The 19,518-nt window shown below is 68.7% G+C and carries 15 protein-coding genes; 7 read left to right on the top strand and 8 right to left on the bottom strand.

The window, feature by feature from the left end; genetic code table 11:
* Positions 1-165 precede the first annotated feature (165 nt).
* Positions 166-2,784 (top strand): circularly permuted type 2 ATP-grasp protein, encoded by a 2,619-nt coding sequence (locus tag CCO03_RS14695; RefSeq protein ID WP_087282254.1) that lies wholly within the window; start codon positions 166-168, stop codon positions 2,782-2,784.
* A 4-nt stretch (positions 2,785-2,788) separates the two neighbouring features.
* On the top strand, positions 2,789-3,706 hold the full coding sequence (locus CCO03_RS14690) for a transglutaminase family protein (protein WP_087282252.1): 918 nt from the start codon (positions 2,789-2,791) through the stop codon (positions 3,704-3,706).
* A gap of 419 nt (positions 3,707-4,125) precedes the next feature.
* Here CCO03_RS14690 and CCO03_RS14685 read toward each other — a convergent pair whose 3' ends face one another.
* The gene (locus CCO03_RS14685) at positions 4,126-5,388 is read right to left on the bottom strand and encodes a zinc-binding metallopeptidase family protein (RefSeq protein WP_087282250.1); all 1,263 of its coding nucleotides are present in this window, start codon (positions 5,386-5,388) and stop codon (positions 4,126-4,128) included.
* Positions 5,389-5,503: 115 nt separating this feature from the next.
* On the opposite strand from CCO03_RS14685, the gene CCO03_RS14680 reads away from it, so the two are divergent.
* Positions 5,504-6,307 (top strand): hypothetical protein, encoded by an 804-nt coding sequence (locus CCO03_RS14680; protein WP_087282248.1) that lies wholly within the window; start codon positions 5,504-5,506, stop codon positions 6,305-6,307.
* 137 nt (positions 6,308-6,444) lie between these two features.
* Positions 6,445-7,635, top strand: coding sequence for an AAA family ATPase (locus CCO03_RS14675; protein ID WP_205690311.1), 1,191 nt, complete (start codon positions 6,445-6,447; stop codon positions 7,633-7,635).
* A gap of 457 nt (positions 7,636-8,092) precedes the next feature.
* Here CCO03_RS14675 and nth read toward each other — a convergent pair whose 3' ends face one another.
* From nth to CCO03_RS14650, 5 genes are all read right to left on the bottom strand, one after another.
* The gene (gene nth, locus CCO03_RS14670) at positions 8,093-8,731 is read right to left on the bottom strand and encodes an endonuclease III (protein ID WP_087282244.1); all 639 of its coding nucleotides are present in this window, start codon (positions 8,729-8,731) and stop codon (positions 8,093-8,095) included.
* Between the two features lie 30 nt (positions 8,732-8,761).
* The gene (locus CCO03_RS14665; RefSeq protein ID WP_087282241.1) at positions 8,762-9,874 is read right to left on the bottom strand and encodes a hypothetical protein; all 1,113 of its coding nucleotides are present in this window, start codon (positions 9,872-9,874) and stop codon (positions 8,762-8,764) included.
* A 30-nt stretch (positions 9,875-9,904) separates the two neighbouring features.
* Positions 9,905-10,615, bottom strand: coding sequence for a histidine phosphatase family protein (locus CCO03_RS14660; protein ID WP_087282239.1), 711 nt, complete (start codon positions 10,613-10,615; stop codon positions 9,905-9,907).
* 384 nt (positions 10,616-10,999) lie between these two features.
* The gene (locus tag CCO03_RS14655; RefSeq protein ID WP_087282237.1) at positions 11,000-11,638 is read right to left on the bottom strand and encodes a 3-oxoacid CoA-transferase subunit B; all 639 of its coding nucleotides are present in this window, start codon (positions 11,636-11,638) and stop codon (positions 11,000-11,002) included.
* Between the two features lie 91 nt (positions 11,639-11,729).
* Positions 11,730-12,428, bottom strand: a complete 699-nt coding sequence (locus tag CCO03_RS14650) for a CoA transferase subunit A (protein ID WP_087282235.1) — start codon at positions 12,426-12,428, stop codon at positions 11,730-11,732.
* 374 nt (positions 12,429-12,802) lie between these two features.
* Between CCO03_RS14650 and CCO03_RS20500 the strand changes: the two genes are divergently transcribed.
* On the top strand, positions 12,803-13,357 hold the full coding sequence (locus CCO03_RS20500) for a PAS and helix-turn-helix domain-containing protein (RefSeq protein WP_236904149.1): 555 nt from the start codon (positions 12,803-12,805) through the stop codon (positions 13,355-13,357).
* Between the two features lie 171 nt (positions 13,358-13,528).
* Here the strand turns inward: CCO03_RS20500 and CCO03_RS14640 are convergent, their stop codons facing one another.
* Complete coding sequence (locus CCO03_RS14640; protein WP_087282231.1) at positions 13,529-14,809, bottom strand: NAD(P)/FAD-dependent oxidoreductase; 1,281 nt, start codon at positions 14,807-14,809, stop codon at positions 13,529-13,531.
* 177 nt (positions 14,810-14,986) lie between these two features.
* Here CCO03_RS14640 and CCO03_RS14635 point away from each other — a divergent pair, with 177 nt between their 5' ends.
* Entirely contained in the window at positions 14,987-16,438 is a 1,452-nt protein-coding gene (locus CCO03_RS14635) for a catalase (protein WP_087282229.1), read from the top strand.
* A gap of 171 nt (positions 16,439-16,609) precedes the next feature.
* On the opposite strand, the gene CCO03_RS14630 is transcribed toward CCO03_RS14635, so the two are convergent.
* Positions 16,610-16,906 carry a hypothetical protein gene (locus CCO03_RS14630; RefSeq protein ID WP_157667706.1) on the bottom strand — a complete coding sequence of 99 codons (297 nt, stop codon included), beginning with the start codon at positions 16,904-16,906 and terminating at the stop codon, positions 16,610-16,612.
* A gap of 319 nt (positions 16,907-17,225) precedes the next feature.
* Between CCO03_RS14630 and CCO03_RS14625 the strand changes: the two genes are divergently transcribed.
* Positions 17,226-19,421 carry a TonB-dependent siderophore receptor gene (locus CCO03_RS14625; RefSeq protein ID WP_087282225.1) on the top strand — a complete coding sequence of 732 codons (2,196 nt, stop codon included), beginning with the start codon at positions 17,226-17,228 and terminating at the stop codon, positions 19,419-19,421.
* Positions 19,422-19,518 lie beyond the last annotated feature (97 nt).

Raw genomic sequence — 19,518 nt, 5'->3', positions numbered from 1 at the left:
CGCCCGCGGGCCCCTTGGGGCCGGGGAAGGGCAGCCGGCGCCGGCGCAGGCCCCCGATAAAATCGGTCGCTTTCATGACCTTCCCCGCGCACGTGGCGGCGCCTGGCCCAGGCTGGGTCGGGCTGCAGCCGGTCCGCGTGTCCGACGGGGAGTTTCGGCCCCTCCGTGCCTGCTTCCCTTCCATCCTTGCTGGGTGACCTGGTGCTCGGTTCTGCCGCAGACCTGGCGCCCGCCTTGCTGGCGCCCGCCACGCCCGGCCACTTCGACGAAGTGCGCCGGTGCCTTCGTGCGCCGGGTGACGACGGCCCATCCCGTCCCGTATCGCCTGCCTGGCAGACGTTTTTCGACGAACTGGGCCTGGAAGGCCTGGAGTCCCTGCCACTGCGCTTTGCCGAGCTGGATCGTCAGGTGCGCGACGATGGCGCCACCTACAACGTCCATGCCGAGGCCAGTCGTCTGCTGCGGCCCTGGTCGCTGGACCTGTTTCCCCTGCTGATCCAGGCCGACGAGTGGCAGGCCATCGAAGCGGGTGTGCTGCAGCGCGCCAAGCTGCTCAACCACATCCTGGCCGACGCCTACGGCCCGCGCGAGCTGCTGCGCCGGGGGCTGCTGCCGGCCGAGCTGGTGCGCGGTCACCCGGGTTTTCTGCATGCCCTGCAAGACACCCAAGTGGCCGACGGCACGTGGCTGCGCGTGCTGGCGTTCGACCTGGTGCGCGCGCCCGATGGCCAGTGGCGGCTGGTGACGCAGCGCACCCAGGCGCCCTCCGGCCTGGGCTACCTGCTCGAGAACCGCCTGGCCATTGCGCGCCAGTTTCCGCAGGCGTTTCAGGCCCTGCAGGTGCGGCGGCTGGCGGCCACCTACACGGCGTTCATGGCCGGCCTCGAGGCGCGGTGCCCGCCGGATGGCGCACCCCACGTCGCGCTGCTGACGCCCGGGCCCTACAGCGAAACCTATTTCGAGCATGCGTTTCTGGCGCGCTACCTGGGCGTGACCCTGGTGCAGGGCAGCGACCTGACGGTGCGGCAGAGCCGCCTGTACCTCAAGACCCTCGAGGGCCTGCGGCCCGTCCATGCCCTCATCAAGCGCCTGGACGACGGGTTTCTCGACCCCCTGGAGCTGCAGGCCAACTCCACGCTGGGGGTGCCCGGCCTGCTCCAGGCCATCCGTGCCGGCCACGTCGTCATGGCCAACATGCCGGGCGCCGGTTTCCTCGAATCGCCGGCGCTGCTGGGCTTCCTGCCCCGGCTGGCCGAGCAGGTGCTGGGCGAGCCGCTGCACCTGCCGGCCCTGCCGACCTGGTGGTGTGGCGAGCAGCCCGCCCTGGACCAGGCCCTGCCGCTGCTGGACCAGTCCGTGATCAAGCCCACCGTGCGCGGCTCGCGCCTGCACGCCGATTTCGAGCCCGTGTTCGGCGACCGGCTGAGCGCCCCCCAGCGCGAGGCCTGGGCGGCGCGCATCCGTCAGGCGCCCTCGGCCCACACGCTGCAGCAATGGGTGCCCAGCTCGCAAATGCCCAGCTGGACCGTCGACGCCCATGGCACCGGTCAGGTGACCCTGAAATCGATGGTCTTGCGCGTGTACGCGCTGAGCACCGGTCCCCAGACCTGGCGGGTGTTGCCCGGCGGCATGGCGCGGCTCTCCGCTCCCCATGAACGCTCGGCCGCCATGCGGCTGGGTGCCAGCAGTGCCGACGTCTGGGTCAGCGCGCAGGCGCGCGAAGCGCACACCTCGCGCCTGCCGCAGACCACCGTGCTGGCCACGCGCTCGCGGCCACCGGTAACCAGCCGCGCGGCGGAAAACCTCTTCTGGCTCGGCCGTTACACCGAGCGCGCGGAAAACAGCGTCAGGCTGGCGCGCCAGCTGCTGGCGCTGGTGGATGGCGAGGACCTGCCGTCGCCCGCCGTGAGCCGCTGGGCCATGCGCATGGCCTGCCGCAACGGGTTGGTGCCCGACGAAGGCACGCCGCAGGCCACGGCGCCGCACCTGGAACAGGCCTTGCGCGTGTTCGAGCGAACCGTGATCGCCGACCTGGGCAAGGTGCGCGACGGCTACAGCGTGGCCTTCAACCTGAGCTGCATGCAGCAAACCGCGCAATCCGTGCGCGAGCGCCTGAGCCTGGAGCAGTGGCAGCTCATCCAGCAGGCCAGCACCGAGCTGGACCACGCCAGCCGGGCCGCCTGCGCGCTGCAGGATGCGGGCCGGCATGCCGCGCCGGCGGCGCTGCGCCTGCTGACCGACGTGAGCGCCAGGCTGTCGGCCATCACCGGTTGCCAGACCGATCGCATGACGCGCGACAGCGGCTGGCGCCTGCTGTTCATCGGCCGCCTCATCGAGCGCCTGGCCTTTTTGGCCGACACCCTGGCCCTGGCGCTGGACCACCAGTCGCTGACCGATGTGGCGGGCTTCGAGGCCGTGGTGGCGCTGTTCGACAGCACCATCACCTTTCACGCCCGTCACCAGCAGCGGCGCAACCTGCTCACGCTGTGCGACGTGCTGGTGACCGACGACGAGAACCCGCGCGCGCTGGCCTGGGTGAGCCAGACGGTGCGCAGCCACCTCGACAAGCTGCAGGCGCAGGTGAAGGACGCCGGCCAGCCCCTGAGTGCGCTGCTGCCCAACCCCGACGGCTGGCAGGCCGAGGCCCTGTGCCTGGCGAACCTGCCGACCCCGCTGCTGGCCACCTTGCTCGACGAGCTCGGTGGCGGCGCCACGTCGCTGTCCGACGCGTTGGGCACGCGGTTTTTCACGCTGTCGGATGCGTCCACCTCGGTGATGAGTTGACGCCATGCTGCTCGACGTTCTGCACGACACCCACTACCGCTACCAGGCGCCGGTTCAGGTCGCCCAGCACCAGCTGCACCTCTCGCCGCGCGCCACCGACCAGCAGGCGGTGGAATCGCATCACCTGCAGGTGTGGCCGGTGCCCGGCGACTGGCACCTCGACATCGACCCTTTTGGCAACGAGCGGCGCTTCTTCACGCTGACCGAGCCGCACGATGCGCTGACGCTGAGCGCCCGTTCGCGCGTGCGCACCCGGCCTTTCGAGGCCCGGGCCGATCTGGACCTGCAGCTGCCGTGGGAACAGGTGCGCGAGCGCTTCGTCTACCGCGGTGGCCGCGCCGACGACCCGGCGTCCGTCTACCTCTTTCCCAGTCCGCTGGTGCCGCGTGGCGCCGATTTCGAGGACTATGCGCGCCAGAGTTTCGGCGCCGGCCGGCCCCTGATCGAGGCCGCGCAGGCGCTGAACCTGCGCCTGCACGAAGACTTCGTCTACGACGGCAGCAGCACGGGCGTCGAGACCACCGCCGCCCAGGCCCTGGCCAAACGCCGCGGCGTGTGCCAGGACTTTGCCCACGTCATGGTGGCCTGCCTGCGCAGCCTGGGGCTGCCGGCGCGCTACGTCAGCGGCTACCTGCTCACCCACCCGCCACCGGGGCAGCCGCGCCTGATCGGGGCCGATGCCTCGCATGCCTGGGTGGAGGTCTACCTGCCGTCGCCCGACCCCGCGCAGGCGACGGGCCAGTGGTTTGGCCATTGCCCCACCAACGCGCGCACGCCCGGCGAGGACTACGTCTACATGGCCTGCGGGCGCGACTTCACCGACGTCTCGCCCGTGCGCGGCGTGATCCAGGGCGGGCAGCACCACGAGCTGGACGTGGCCGTCACGGTGATGCCGCTGGACGAAGCCGGTTTCGGCCTCTGACGGCGAGGGGCTTGCTGAGTGGTTTGCCAAAATGGCTTGCCCAACGGCTTGTCGTAGGCTCGCCGAGGGTTTGTCGGCCCAGCCCGTTGAAGAGGCCTGTCGATCCGCTGGCCACGTCGCGGCGCCAACAGCTTCGCGGACCGGCCCGCCCACGTGGCCCACAGAACGGTTTGCGGATGTGGCCTGCCGAACGATGCGCCAAAGTGGCTTGCGGAGGGGCTTGTCGGTGGGCTTTCCGAAGGGAACGCCAAAAGGCTCGCCGAATGGTTTGCCCCATGCGGGGCCGTTACCGGGGACGTAGGGGCACAGCGGCCGCGTTCAGGATGGCGGCCCGATTCGATCGCCATGCTGTTTGTTGCCAATAAGGCAGTATCACCTGTTTGCCGTTTTGAATTGATCGGCAACAGCTGGATACTGTGTCAAGTTGATGGCGACGACTGCGCCGTGATCAGCGCATGGATGAACTGCAGCTTGGGCACGGCCGCATGCGGCAGCACAAAGGGGTAGAAGTCCGGCTGGCCCATGCTGCGCGAGAGCTCGTTGAGCGCATTGGTCAGCCGCACCCAGGTGTTCAGAAACTCGAGAAACGCCGCCGCTTCGGGCGCGTCGGGTCGCCACAGGTCCTGCGGCGTGAACAGGTCGGTGCTCAGCTCGACCCGGCCGGCGTCGAGGCCGAAGCTGACGGCGGTGTCCACGGTGTCGGCCATGTGCAGGTAATGGGCCCAGGTTTCGGCCCAGTCCTCCCACGGGTGGGTGCTGGCATAGCTGGTCACGAAACGCGACGGCCAGTCGCCCGGGGGGCCGTTGTCGTAGTGCTGGCGCAGCGCGGCCGCGTAGTCCTGGGTCTCGTCGCCGAACAGCTGGCGAAAATCGCCCAACACCGGTGCATCGCGCACCAGCACGTCCCAGAAGTAGTGCCCCAGTTCGTGGCGGAAATGCCCCACCAGCGTGCGGTAGGGCTCGTGCATGTCGGTGCGGATGCGCTCGCGCACGGCGTCGTCGGCTTCTTCGGCGTTCAGCGTGATCACGCCGTCCTGGTGCCCGGTCAGCACGCGGTCGGCCCCCACCGTGTCGGTCAGGATGTCGAAGGCCAGGCCGCTGTCGGGCGCGGCGTGCCGCGTGGTCAGCGGCAGACCTTTCCCGGCCGGACCCAGCACCAGCAACTGCGACAGCACGCGGCGCTTGGCCGTTTCCAGCTTGCGCCAGTGCGTCAGGTTGCCGGCCACCGCGAGGTCGGGAATGGTGCGCGTGCAACTGCACGAAAGGCACAAGCCGGGGGCCAGGTTGGCGTCGGCCTGGGCATGGGCCTCGCCATCGACCGGCACCATCCAGTTGCAGCCGATCGGCTCGAAATTGGCGCAGCGCTGGTACTGCGCCCCGCCGTCTTCGCCCACCACGGTGAATCGGGCGGCATCGGCCTGGGGCACATCGGCCTGGGGCACGCCGGCCCGGGGCGCCAAGGGCAACACGCTGCGACGGGCCACCACATAGCCCAGGGGCGTGCCGCACGCCAGGCACTGGCTGTTGCGCAGGTACACCGGCCGGCCGCATTGGCAGGTGTAGGCCCGGCTCGCCGAAGGGGTCGTCGAAGGCGTGGCCGAAGGGTTGGTTGAAAGGCTTGTGGCGGGGTAGGCCGCCGTTGGCGCAAGCGGCTGCGGCGCCGCGTCGCTGGGGTTGTGCATGCAGGGCGTCCTGGGTCAGAAGAGAAGAGGGGACGTTAACAGGGCTGGATGGACCGGGGCATGCCTCAATGCCAATACAATGAAAAGGGTTAATTCACAAACGCGCGGGGGATTCATGAAAAAGCATTTGATCTGGCTGGCCTGTGTCGTCGGCTTTCAGGCACACGCCGACAACGTGTTGATCGTGCATGGGCTGAGCACGACGTCGGAGACAGGCACCACGCAGGCCAACATGGACAACTGGCCGGTGGTCTGCAATGCGCAGAGCCAGCACACGATCACCTATGCCGACACCCCACCGGCCAATCTGTCGACCTACCAGCAGATCTGGGACATTCGGTTCGATAACTCGAGCCCGCTGACACCTGCAGACATGACGGCCTACACGGGGGCGCTGTCGGCCGGCGCGTCGCTGTTCCTGATGGGAGAAAACAGCAGTTTCATGACGCGAAACGATTCTTTGTTTCAGTTCGTCAACCAGCTTGGAGGAGGCCAGCTCACGTTCGCCAACGGCGGCGGCTACAGTGAAACGGTGGTGGCGCCGTTGAATGCCAATGGGCTGATCACTGTGAACTTTCTTGCGGCGGGTTCTGCCACAGCCACGGGCTTGACGGGTGTCATGGCCGCACAGGATGACATGGTCGCAGGCGCTGGCTCCGCCTTTGTGTGGCCAGTGGGTTCCTTGGGCGGGCCGGCTGCAGCCGGCAAGCTGACCATGGTCCTGGATGTGAATTTCATGATGGCCGGCAACGCGGCCAATGGAAACGGCCAACTGTTCGCCAACCTGTGCGAGTTCATGGCAGAGCCCCCTGTGGTGGTGGCGCCCAAGGCGGTGCCTGCGCTGGGTGGGTGGAGCGTCGCAGCCCTGCTGGGCTTGCTCGGGGCGACGGCTGTGCGCCGTCGCCGGTCTCGGGCCTGACCGCCTGATCGCCCGCCAACCGCCCACGGCCAGCAGCACCAGCGCGGGCGCACCGCGGCTCGCGGGCTGGCCCATGCGCCCGCTGACGGCACAGGCACGCGTCGAGTAGGCTGTCGGCCTGTCGGCGCCTTGCCCCTTTGCCCATGATCACCACCCTTGCCATCGCCAACTACCGCTCGCTGCGTGAGCTGGTGCTGCCGCTCGAACAGCTCACCGTCATCACCGGCCCGAACGGCAGCGGCAAAAGCAGCGTGTACAAAGCGCTGCGCCTGCTGGCCGACATCGCCAGCGGAGGCGTGGTGTCGTCGCTGGTGCGCGAAGGCGGGCTGGATTCGGCCTTGTGGGCCGGGCCTGGCGTGGTCAGCGCCCGCATGAAGCGCGGCGAGGTGCCGGTGCAGGGCACCGTGGGGGGCAAGCCCACGCGCATGAAGCTGGGCTTCGCCGCGGACGACGACGGTTTTGGCTATGCGATTGCGCTGGGCTCGGCCGCCCCCAGCAGCGTGCCCAAGGTGTTCGAGCGCGACCCCGAGATCAAGCACGAGGCCGTGTGGGCGGGCCCGCAGCCGCGAGCGGCCAGCCTGCTGGTGCAGCGCGAGGGCCCCAACCTGCGCGTGCGCGACGAGGCCGGCCGGGGCTGGGCCCGCGTCGACCGGCCCGTGCCGGGCTGGGCCAGCATGATGACCGAGCACGCAGACCCCCGGTCGGCGCCCGAGATGCTGACGGTGCGCGAGCACCTGCGGCGCTGGCGCTTTTACGATCACTTTCGCTCGGACGCCGACGCACCCGCGCGCCAGCCGCGCCTGGGCAGCTTCACGCCCGTGCTGGCGGCCGATGGCGCCGACCTGGCGGCGGCCTGGGCCAGCATCCACGCCATTGGCGACCACGACGCCCTGGCCGAGGCCGTGGACGATGCGTTTGCGGGCGCCACGGTGACGGCCGAGCTGCAGGGCGAGCGCTTTGCGCTGCAGATGCGCCAGCCCGGCCTGCTGCGGCCGCTGCAGATGGCGGAGCTGTCGGACGGCACGCTGCGCTACCTGCTCTGGGTGGCGGCGCTGCTCACGCCCCGGCCGCCTCCGCTGCTGGTGCTGAACGAGCCCGAGACCAGCTTGCACCCCGACCTGTTGCCCGCGCTGGGCCGGCTCATCGCACGTGCGGCCGCGCAAACGCAGGTGGTCGTGGTCAGCCATGCCAACCGGCTGCTGGCCGCGCTGGAAGCCGCCGCGCCCGAGTCCGGTTACCTGCCGCTGCACCTCGACAAGCAGCTGGGCGAGACCGTGGTGGCGAACCTGCGCGCCGACGAACTGCCGCGCTGGTCCTGGCTGGATTGACGGGCGACGCCTGCGTCACGACCTGTCGGCCTACACCAGCCTGGTGCTCGCGGTGGGACAGGGTGGGGGGCCCAACCGCATGCGCCATGGTTGAAGCCCAGCGCGGCGAGGTGCAGGGCCTGCATCACATCCGCGTGAAGCGCAGCGGGCCTGATGAGAAGCGCCGCGTGGCGCAAAGCGCCTGACCCCGCGCGCAGGGTACCCACCGCATGCACGGCCGCGCCAGCGTCTGGGCGAGCGCAGGCTCAGGCCGCGCAGCCCGGCAGCGTCGCCAGGTGGCGGCGCAGCCTCGTCCCCGGTGCGCAGCCGGGCTGAGGGATGGCGCGGCGGAGCCCTGCCGGCCCCAGGTGATGCAGGCCAGCATTCGCTGGCACCTTGCCGCGACGGGGGAATCCATACATGCAGTATGCCGTTCTTCTCGTTTCTGCATCATCGAGAATGACGGGATACTGCCCCATCAAGGCTTGGGCGTCTTGGGCGAAAAGTCGCAATCCGCCGCCACCGCGCACTCCCAGCAGCGGGGCTTGCGCGCCTGGCAGATGTAGCGGCCATGCAGGATCAGCCAGTGGTGGGCGTGCGTCATGTAGGCCTTGGGCACGCGCTGCAGCAGCTTCAGCTCCACCGCCAGCGGGGTCTTGCCGGGTGCCAGGCCGGTGCGGTTGCTCACGCGGAAGATGTGGGTGTCGACCGCCATGGTGGGCTCGCCAAAGGCCACGTTCAGCACCACGTTGGCCGTTTTGCGGCCCACGCCGGGCAGGGCTTCCAGCGCCTCGCGCGTGCGCGGCACCTGGCCGCCGTGCTGCTCGATCAGGATGCGGCAGGTGGCCAGCAGGTGCTTGGCCTTGCTGCGGAACAGGCCGATGGTCTGGATGTGCGCCTCCAGCCCCGCCTGCCCCAGCGCGAGCACTTTCGCGGGGGTGTTTGCCACCGGAAAGAGCTTGCGCGTGGCCTTGTTCACGCCCACGTCGGTGGCCTGGGCCGACAGCAGCACGGCCGCCAGCAGCTCGAACACGCTGGTGTATTCCAGCTCGCTCGCGGGTTCGGGGTTGGCTGCCTGCAGGGTGGCGAAGAAGTGCTCGATCTGGGCCTTGTTCATGGCGCGATTGTCGTGCAAGCGCTACCAGCTTCAGCGTGGCAGCACCCGCTCGGACAGGACCCGGAACGGCACCTGTTCGACGACGAAGCAAAACGGCCCGACGGCCTGCGCAAACGCGGCCAGCAGCGCGCACTGCACCGGCGCGACGGGCAGGGCCGGCACCACCTGCGGCAGCGCAATGGGCAGGTCGATGGCGGCCCAGGCCAGCGGGGCTGGCGTGGTGCCCGCGGTGGGCACAGCGGTGATGGCCGCGTCCTGGCAGGCCAACATGCGCACGGCCTGGTCCCAGCTGCCGAACACCTGGGCAAACAGGGCAGCCTCTGGCGCGAACTGCCGGGTCGCCGTCAGCTCAACCGCCGCGTTCAGTGCCGGCGCGCTGCCCCGACCCGGCGCGATGGTCGTGGCGATGCGATGGCCCACGCGCTGGTGCGTGAAGGACTGCGGCAAATGGGTGGGCAGGGCGTCGCTGAACAGGCGCGTGGCCAGCGTGAAGGGCAGGCTGTCCATGACGTTTTTCAGGAACAGCACGGTGTGCGTCACGGGTGCCGTTGGCTCCGCACCGCCAGGCCCGGCGGCGGCCAGGCCCGCGGGGTCGCGTCCAGCGGCATCAGCGTCGGCGCGGCCAGGCTTGGCGAGAGGGCTTCCAGCCCGACGGGCTTCCGTCCGGTGAGGCCCGGCCGGGTCAGTCGTTGTCACGTCCGCCCCGACAGGTGCCGCAACCATCGGGTCCAGTGCCAGATGAGGTTCGGCGGAGTGGGGCCGGGCTGAGTCGGATTCCAAATCCGCCAGGTACAGGCGCCAGTTGCTTTGCCGCGGCGAGGGACACAGCCGCCGCAGCGGGCCCAGCGCGGCAGGGCCGAAGTGCCGGTGGCGGTAGCTCAGCACGGTGAAGGGCGTCCAGCCGCCTTGCTGCCACAGCGTCAGGCCCGGGGGGGCCAGCGACTGCGCCGCTGCCACGGGCACCAGCCAGTTCAGGTAGACCACGTCGTGCACGTCGCTGGCCAGGGTCATGAAGGGCAGGCGAGCCATGACCGCCCGCCGTGCGCGGGCCCAGCCGCCGTGGTTCATGGCGGCCGCCAGCGCTTGGCCCCAGCGCCCTGTCGTGGGGTGGCGATAGCGGTTGTCGGCTTCGGGCGACGTCATCGACGCATGCTGGACTTGAGTAGGCGCCCGTCAGCCCAGTGCCGCCAGGCCGTGCATGGCAGGCGCATGGGCCTGCAGCCGCCATTGGCCGGGCGCCAGCTCCTGCGCGATGTAGATGGCGCCGTTGGGCATGGGCAGGCCCTGCGTGAACCGGCGAAAGCGCGCCATGCCGCCGTCGGCCAGCGGCTCGAAGCCCAGCAGCAGCCAGGCCAGCATGCCCATCCACTGGCCGTGGCCGAAGGCCACCGACTGGTCGGGCAGGCCGGGCAGCGTGGTGAGCATGAAGGTGTGCACGCGGCCCGCGAACTCGGCGAAGGTTTCCGCGGCCTGGCCCATGCGCTCGTGGGCGTTGCCCCGGGCCCAGAAGGCGTCGGCCACCGGGCGGCGCTGGCTGCCGTCCATGCCGGCCAGCAGGGCGGGGTCGATGGCGTCGAACTCGTGCAGCAGCGTGTGCGGCGTGGGCGCCATGCGCACCCGCGTGGCATAGGGCTGGGCCGTTTGCCGGGCCCGGTGAAACGGCGAACACAGCAGCTGCCCCGGGGTGGCCGGCAGCCAGTCGACCAGGGCCTGCGCGTGGCGCAGGCCGCGTTCGGTCAGCGGGATGTCGGCGTGGGCCAGGGTCATGCCGCCGGCATTGGCCGTGCTTTCGCCGTGGCGCACGAACCAGACGCTGCGCAGCGCGCGGGCGGGTGTCGCCTCAGGTGCAGCGACCGTGGGGGCGGACGGCGGCAGGGTGGTCATGGTGAGGGGTGATTGGGGTATGTGGAGATTTCCGATGATTAATTATCGGAAATCGGCTGATACTGCCTGAAAGTGAGCGACCGGGCATCCGACCTGCCAGGCGCTCCGTCAGTGGCGCAGCGGTACGCAGTGGCCAGACGCTTGCTCACCCCGTGCACCCAGCAAGGGACCAGGTGCTGCGCGGGGCGCTCGAACACCTGGCGAGGCTCGGTGTCCACCGGCCGGTTGTCCGGCGAGGGGTGGCACCGCAGCGGCATGCACCCAAAGCGCGGCCCACCCATCCAGGCGTCAGGACGCGCGAGGCGCTCTGCCTGGATGCCGACGCGCATGACACGCTGGGACGCCGCACACGGGCCAGTCCGTGCGGGCCGGCCGCGCGCCGCTTCAGCGCAGCAGCGTCACACCCGTCTTGGCCTGGGCGTCGTCCAGGCTGACCTCGGGCGCCAGCTCGACCACCTTCAGGCCGGCGTCGGTGACGTCGAACACGCCCAGGTCGGTGATGATGCGGTCGACCACGCCCACGCCGGTCAGCGGCAGCGTGCAGCTGGGCAGGATCTTGAGGTCGAAGCCGCCGTCCTTCTTCTTGGCCACGTGTTCCATCAGCACGATGACGCGCTTGACGCCGGCCACCAGGTCCATGGCGCCGCCCATGCCTTTGACCATCTTGCCGGGGATCATCCAGTTGGCCAGGTCGCCCTTTTCGGACACCTGCATGGCGCCCAGGATGGAGAGGTTGATCTTGCCGCCGCGGATCATGGCGAAGGACTGGTCCGAGCTGAAGATGGACGAGCCGGGGATGGTCGTCACGGTCTGCTTGCCGGCGTTGATGAGGTCGGCATTGACCTCGCCCTCGGTGGGGAAGGGGCCGATGCCCAGCATGCCGTTTTCCGACTGCAGCCAGACTTCCTTGTCGCCCGTGTGGTTGGCCACCAGCGTGGGAATGCCGATGCCGAGGTTGACGTAGAAGCCGTCTTCCAGCTCTTGCGCCGCGCGCGCGGCCATTTGATCTTGCGTCCAGGGCATGTGTGCCTCCAGTTCAATGGTGTTTGGCAGTATGCGGGTGTTGCCGTTTTTTGTTCAACAGTGACACGGCCATACTCTTCTGTCGATGGAATCAGGCTTCGCGCACGGTGCGCTTTTCGATGCGCTTTTCCGGCGTGGCGTTCAGCACGATGCGGTGCACGTAGATGCCGGGCAGGTGGATCTCGTCGGGCGCGAGCTCGCCGGTCTCGACGATCTCCTCGACCTCGACCACGCACACCTGGCCGGCCATGGCCACGGCGGGGTTGAAGTTGCGGGCCGTCAGGTTGAACTGCAGGTTGCCGCTCTTGTCGGCGCGTTGGGCCTTGACCAGCGACAGCGCCGGCACCAGCGAGCGCTCCATCACGTAGGTTTCGCCGTCGAACTCGCGCAGCTCCTTGCCCTCGGCTACCAGCGTGCCCACGCCGGTCTTGGTGAAGAAGGCGGGGATGCCGGCGCCGCCCGCGCGCAGCTTTTCGGCCAGCGTGCCCTGGGGCGTGAACTCCAGCTCCAGCTCGCCGGCCAGGTACTGGCGCTCGAATTCCTTGTTCTCGCCCACGTAGCTGGCGATCATCTTCTTGATCTGGCGCGTCTCCAGCAGCTTGCCCAGGCCAAAGCCGTCGACCCCGGCGTTGTTCGAGATGGCGGTGAGGTTTTTCACCCCCGAATCCTTGAGCGCCTCGATCAAGGCTTCGGGAATGCCGCACAGGCCAAAGCCGCCCACGGCGATGAGCTGGCCATCGGCGGCCACGCCTTCAAGCGCCTTGGCCGCACTGGGGTAAATCTTGTTCACACGGGTCTCCTGGCTGATGGGGATGGCGCACGATACTACGTAAGCGCATAGGTAGTTTTTCGTAAGATCGTCGCATGCCCCGCCCGCCATCGCTCCCCCGTCAGCCTCGGTCTGTGGCCCGGCCCGAGGGCAGGACGCTCCCGGTCCAGGGCGGGCCGCCGGGTCTGCCTGCCGAGCCCGATGGCGACGCGGTGTCCAGCTCACCGAGCCTGGCGCTGCCCCAGCGGCGCGCGCGCGATGGCAGCCCCTCGGATCAGCGCACCGCCACCCACGACAGCGCCCGCGCGCTTGGCCGACAGCGTTCGGCGTCGTCCGTGTCCGGCACGCCCGATGTGCACGCCGAGCTCAGCGCCGAGCGCCCGCCTGCGTTGTCGCTGGGCTCGCCCACCGACTTTCGCCTGGCGTTTGCGCTGGCGCCCGTGGGCCTGGTGATCTCGCGCCAGCGCATCATGGTCGACTGCAACGAGGCGGCCTGCGAAATCTTTGGGTATTCGCACGAACTGATGATCGGTCAATCGTTCATGCTGTTGTACCCCAGCCACGACGAGTACGTGCGCCAGGGCGAGCGCATGCTGCCCGTGCTGGGTGCGCGCGGCCGCTGGTCCGACCAGCGCGTGATGCGCCGCGCCACGGGCGAGAGCTTCTGGTGCCACGTGACGGGGCGCGCGCTGGATCGGGCCGATCCACATGCGGCCGGCATCTGGAGCTTCGAGGACCTGGGCGCGCGCCAGCCCGTGAAGGCCGAGTTGACCAGCCGCGAGCGCGAGGTGGCGGCGCGCCTGCTCGACGGCCTCACGTCCAAGGAAATCGGCCGCGCGCTGGGCATCAGCCACCGCACGGTCGAAATCCACCGTGCCCGCCTGATGCGCAAGTACGGCGCCGCCACCACGGCCGAGCTGGTGCAGAAGATCTTGCGCGGCTCGGGCTAGGCAGGGCATGCAGGCCGGTGGTGCTGCAGGCCGGTGCCGTCCCGCTGGCGAAGCGGCGCTGTGTCAGGCCGTTTGCCATTGGCCAAGAATCGGCCAGATCGATGAGCATGGGTATAGGTGACTTCTCGTTTTTAAAATGTGGCTTGTGAAGCCATACCCATGAATCTCGGTTCAATGCAGCTTCAGGCGCCCCGACACGCGCGTTTGCAGCAGCCGCGCGAGCGCCAGCACCACGGTCTTGGTGGTGCCCAGGATGGCGCGGTGGTGGTTCAGGTGCAGCGACATGTACATCCACTTGGCGAGCAGGCCCTGCACGAAGAAGTTGCGGCCGCTGAGGCCACCCATGAGGTTGCCAACGCCGGCGTTGTCGCCCAGCGACACGAGCGAGCCGAAGTCGCGGTAGACGAACGGGGCGCTGTGCTCGCCTTGCTGCAGGAAGGCGTGCAGCACCTTGGCGAGGTAGCTGGCTTGCTGGTGGGCGGCCTGGGCGCGTGCGGGCACCGTTTTGCCGTCTTCCCAGGGGCAGGCGGCGCAGTCGCCCAGGGCCAGCACGTGGCTGGCCGAGGTGCGCAGGTGGTCGTCGACCACGAACTGGTTGAGCCGGTTCACCGTCAGGCCCAGCCGGGCGTTGGTGTCGGCGGCCTTGATGCCGGCCGCCCAGACGATGAGGTCGGCCGGGATGTCGCCGGCCGTGGTCTCGAGCCGGCCGGGGTGCAGGGCCAGCACGCGGGTGCTGGTCAGCACCTGCACCTGCCGGCGCTGCAGGGCCAGTGTGGCTTGCTCCGAAATGCGCGGCGGCAGCCCGCCCAGGATGCGGTCGCCGCCTTCGAGCAGCTGGATGTCGAGCCGGAAGCGCTGGTTGGTGCTCATGCTGTCCTGCAGCTCGGCGTGGGCTTCGAGCAGCTCGGCCGAGAGTTCGACGCCGGTGGCGCCGGCGCCGACGATGGCGACCGACAGCGCGTGGCTGTCGGCAAAGGCCGCGTGGGCGCAGGCATGGAGCCAGTCGGCGTGAAAGCGCTGCGCATCGCGCACGTTTTCGAGCAGGTAGGCGTGTTCGATGCCGGGCGTGCCGAAGGCGTTGGAGCCGCTGCCGAGCGCCAGCACCAGCCGCTGGTAGCTGACCGTGCGCTCGGGCACGATTTCTTCGCCGCGGTCGTTGCACAGTGGCGCGAGGGTGAGGCTTTGACGCTCGGTGTCCAGCGCCGTCAGCTCACCCAGGGTGAAGCTGAAGTGGTTGCGCCGGGCCAGCACGGTGTAAGAAAGGCCTTCCTGGTGGGCGTCCAGCGTGCCCGCTGCCACCTCGTGCAGCGTGGGCTTCCAGATGTGGAAGGAAAACTTGTCGATCAGCAGCACGCGTTCACGGCCTTGCCGCTTGCCCAGCTGTCGGCCCAGCCGGGCGGCCAGTTCCAGCCCGCCGGCGCCGCCGCCCACGATCACGATGTCGAAATGCATGCCAATCCTTGTGTGTGGTCGAGCCCGCATGCGCGCGCTCGGGGAAGTCCGCTTTATACATTCAAGAATGTATGTATTGATGCCGCTGGCCAATCTCTCAAATAGATATAACCAATGGTCATGAGCTGATCGATTGGATACAGTAAAAGACTGTTCCCACGACGACAGGAGAGACCCATGAGCAAGAAACTCACCACCGCCGCTGGCGCCCCGGTGCCGAACAACCAGGATTCGATGACGGCGGGCCCGCGCGGGCCCATGCTGCTGCAGGACCTGTGGCACCTGGAAAAGCTCGCCCACTTCGCCCGCGAGGTGATTCCCGAGCGCCGCATGCACGCCAAGGGCTCGGGCGCCTTCGGCACCTTCACGGTGACGGGCGACATCACGGCCTACACGCGCGCCAAGGTGTTCGCCGAGGTCGGCAAGCAGACGCCGCTGTTTGCGCGCTTTTCGACCGTGGCCGGCGAGCGGGGTGCGGCCGATGCCGAGCGGGACATCCGCGGCTTTGCCGTCAAGCTGTACACCGAAGAGGGCAACTGGGACCTGGTGGGCAACAACACGCCGGTGTTCTTCTTCCGCGATCCGCTCAAGTTCCCCGACCTGAACAAGGCTGTGAAGCGTGACCCCTACACCAACCTGCGCAGCGCCGAGAACAACTGGGACTTCTGGACCGGCCTGCCCGAAGCCCTGCACCAGATCACCATCGTGATGAGCGACCGCGGCATCCCGCGGGGCTACCGGCACATGCACGGCTTTGGCTCCCACACCTACTCGCTGATCAACCGCGAGGGGGTGCGCCACTACGTCAAGTTCCACTGGGTGTGCCAGCAGGGCATCGAGAACCTGAGCGACGCCGAAGCCGCAGCGGTGGTCGCGGGGGATCGCGAAAGCAGCCAGCGCGACCTGCTGGAAGCCATCGACCGGGGGGAGTTCCCGCGGTGGACGCTGTGCGTGCAGATCATGACCGAGGCGCAGGCGCAGACCTACCGCTTCCACCCCTTCGACCTCACCAAGGTCTGGAGCAAGAAGGACTTTCCACTGATTGAAGTGGGCGTCATGGAGTTGAACCGCAACCCGGACAACTACTTTGCCGATGTCGAGCAGGCCTCGTTTGCGCCGAGCAATTTTGTGCCCGGCATCGGCCCGTCGCCGGACCGCATGCTGCAGTCGCGCCTGTTCTCGTACGCCGATGCCGCGCGCTATCGCCTGGGGGTGAACCACCACCAGATCCCGGTGAACGCGCCCCAGTGCCCCTACCACGCCTACCACCGCGACGGTGCCATGCGGGTCGATGGCAACTACGGCCGCACGCTGGCGCACGAGCCCAACCGCGAAGGCGAGTGGGCCGAGCAGCCCGAGTTCGCCGAGCCGGTCGAGAAGCTGTATGGGGACGCGGACCGTTGGAACTACCGCGAGGACGACGCCGATTACTTCACCCAGCCGGGCGACCTGTTCCGGCTGCTGACGCCCGAAAAGCAGCAGCTGCTGTTCGAGAACACGGCGCGTGCGATCGCCGGCGTGTCGGACGCCATCGTGCACAAACACATCGCGCATTGCACCCAGGCCGATCCGGCCTATGGTCAAGGCGTGGCCGCGGCCATCGCCCGCCAGAAAGCCGGCCAGTTGTGACGAGGAGGGCGTCCCGCCTCAGGCGGACGCCTTGGGGACGCGCCACGCCGCCCCAGTGAGCTGGCTTCGACGTGAAGCCAGCGCGCCGGCGCCCTGTGAGCCCGCACACGCAGGCGCCAAGCCGGGCTTGTTGCGCGCCAGCCGCGTGACGGCGCGGCTCGCTCGCGCGCGTCAGTTGCGGTCGGCGCGCGGGGCACGGGGCGGCGGCATGACGGGTGGGGGCGGCGGCGGGGGCGGGGGGGGCGCCATGACCGGCGCCGGAGCCGGCATGGGGGCTGGCGGCGGCGGAGCCATGACGGGGGGCAGAGGAGGAGGCATGGGTCCCGGCACCGGGTTGAATTCGCCCGCGTCAGGCTTCTGGGGCGAATTGGGCATGACGTCGTCGGAGTTCTGGGCGTCCATGGCCAGGGCGGCGCCCGAGAAGGCCAAGCTGATCAAAGCGGCGGTGACGGAAAGGCTTGTTGTCATGGTGGCTCCTTGTGGTCTCGATCAGGTGCGACCCCTCACTGCACAGTCGCCCGCTCAGTGTGAAGCGTGGCCTGCCCGTGACGTGGGGCGAAGGAAACCCGTCGCCCTGTAGGAGCCCGGCGCTTGGCGCTGTCAGCACGGGAGCGGCGCAGGCGGCCCCAGGGCGGCGCTTGTTGTGACGCAGCAACAGGCCAGCCGTGGCCATCGCGGATGCTTGTTATGATTGATAACGATTCTCATTCATTTGTTGCGCTTGCCGCCCCGCAGGCCGCACCAGGGCCCGGTCAGCCGGGCCTTTTCTTTGCGTCACCTCCTCACCATGTCCTTGTCCCGACTTGCTTCGTCCGTTCGTCCCCTGTCCGTGCTGTGTTCTGCCCTGGCGCTGGCCTATCCGCTTGCCCACGCTCAGTCGGTGGAGGGGCAGGCCAGCCCCGGCGCCGAGGCGGGCCAGACCCTGCCGTCCGTCACCGTGCGCGCCACCAGCGACCCTGCCACCGAGAAGTCGGGCTCGCTGACCACGTCCAACGTGTCGGTGTTCAAGGGCGTGAAGTCCATCCGCAGCATCCCCCAGCCCGTGACGGTGGTGACGCGCGAGTACCTCGATGAGCGCGTGCTGCCCGATTTGCACGACGTGCTGCAGAACACGCCGGGCGTGAGCGTGGACTACACCGACAGCGAGCGCGTGACGTATTTTTCGCGTGGCCACGCCATCGACAGCCTGCAGGTCGACGGCTTGAGCTTCAGCTTCTCGGGTTCGGCATTCGCCCAGCCCGACACGGCCGTGCTCGACCGCATCGAGGTGCTGCGCGGCGCTTCGGGCATGCTGCGCGGCTCGGGCAACCCGTCGGCCACCGTGAACATGGTTCGCAAGCGCCCCACGTCCAAGACCTTCGAAGGTTCTGTGGGCCTGTCGCTCGGCTCCTGGGACCGCAAGCGCACCGAACTCGACCTGTCCGGCCCGCTCAATGCCGCGGGCACGCTGCGTGGCCGCATGGTGGCCGTGACCGACAAGAAGGACTTCTTCCAGGATGTGAAGCAGGAAGACCGCAAGGTGTTCTACGGCGTGCTGCAGGCCGACCTGACGCCGCGCACCACCGCCACGGTGAGCTTCCAGCACACCGACCTGGACGCCAGCGGTTCGTGGGGCAACATCCCGCGCAACTTCGACGGCAGTTCGCTGAACCTGCCGCGCAACCTGTACCTGGGCGCCGCTTGGAATGCCTGGAACCGCACCAACCAGCAGGCGTTCGGCGAGGTCGAACACCGCTTCGACAACGACTGGACGCTGAAGGTCTCCGGCGCCTACACCACCTACCGGCTCGACGACTTCCGCCAGTCGTACTTCACCCGCACCAGCACCACCAACCCGTACCAGATGACGGTCACGCAGTCGGTGTACGAGGGCGCCAAGAACGACCAGTACGCCCTGGGTGCCGTGGCCGAAGGGCCGTTCTCGCTGTTTGGCCGCCGCCACCGCCTGGTGGTGGGCGTGGACGCGCTGCGCAATAAGGCCTACGACAGCCATGGCCAGGGCAACATGAACCCGGTCGTGGTCGACGACATCCGCAACTGGGACCCCCACAGCTACCCCGCGCCGACCTACGTGTCGAACGGCTCGTCCAAGCCCGTGGACACGCGCCAGCAGGGCATCTTCACGACGGCGCGTTTTTCGGTGACCGACCCGCTGACGCTGATGGTGGGGGGGCGCCTGAGCTGGTATTCGGTGAACTCCAGCGTGAACCCCGCCAACAGCTACAAGCCCGGTCGCCAGTTCACGCCCTATGTGGGCGCCATCTATGACCTGAACGAGCAGCTCAGCGTCTACGCCAGCTACACTGAGATCTTTGCGCCGCAGAACAGCAAGGGCGTGGACGGTGGCGTCCTGCAGCCCGTGACGGGCAAGGACTTCGAAGCGGGCATCAAGGGGGAGTTCTTCGATGGCAAGCTCAACGGCTCGCTGGCGCTGTTCCGCGTGAACAACGTCGGCAAGGCCGTCGAGGCCGCGGTCTCGCCCAGCGGCTGCTGGGACCCGACAGCCTCCTGCTACGTGGCAGACGGCAAGACGCGCAGCCAGGGCTTCGAGGTCGACCTGTCGGGCGAAATCCTGCCGGGCTGGCAGGTGATGGGCGGCTACACCAACACCCGCACCAAATACCTGCGCGACAGCAACGCGGGCAACGTCGACCAGCCCCTGCGCTCCATCGACCCGCGCCATGCCCTGCGCCTGTTCACCAGCTACCGCTTCAGCGGCGCCCTGCAAGGTTTGACGATCGGCGGCGGCGTGAATGCCTACAGCGACGGCTACGCGCGCTCGGGCGCCGTGACGGCGCGCCAGGGCGGCTACGCCGTCTACAACGCCATGGTCGGCTACAAGGTGAACGACACCTACTCGGTGCAGCTGAACATCAACAACCTGTTCGACAAGGTCTACTTCAAGAAGTACGCCGCCACCGGCATCAGCAACTACTACGGCGATCCGCGCAACGTGATGCTGACGCTGCGCGTGAAGTTCTGATGGGTGATGAAGCAGGGCGCCTTTCTTGATGGGGTATGGCCTCACTTCCGTTCATTGAACAATGGGAACGAGGCCATACTCCTTTGGCTGATGCCTT

It is taken from the genome of Comamonas serinivorans, assembly GCF_002158865.1.
In the GTDB taxonomy this organism is placed as follows: domain Bacteria; phylum Pseudomonadota; class Gammaproteobacteria; order Burkholderiales; family Burkholderiaceae_C; genus Comamonas_E; species Comamonas_E serinivorans.
The sequence above is the reverse complement of the archived record's forward strand: the minus strand, read 5'-3'. Positions and strand labels throughout refer to the sequence as shown.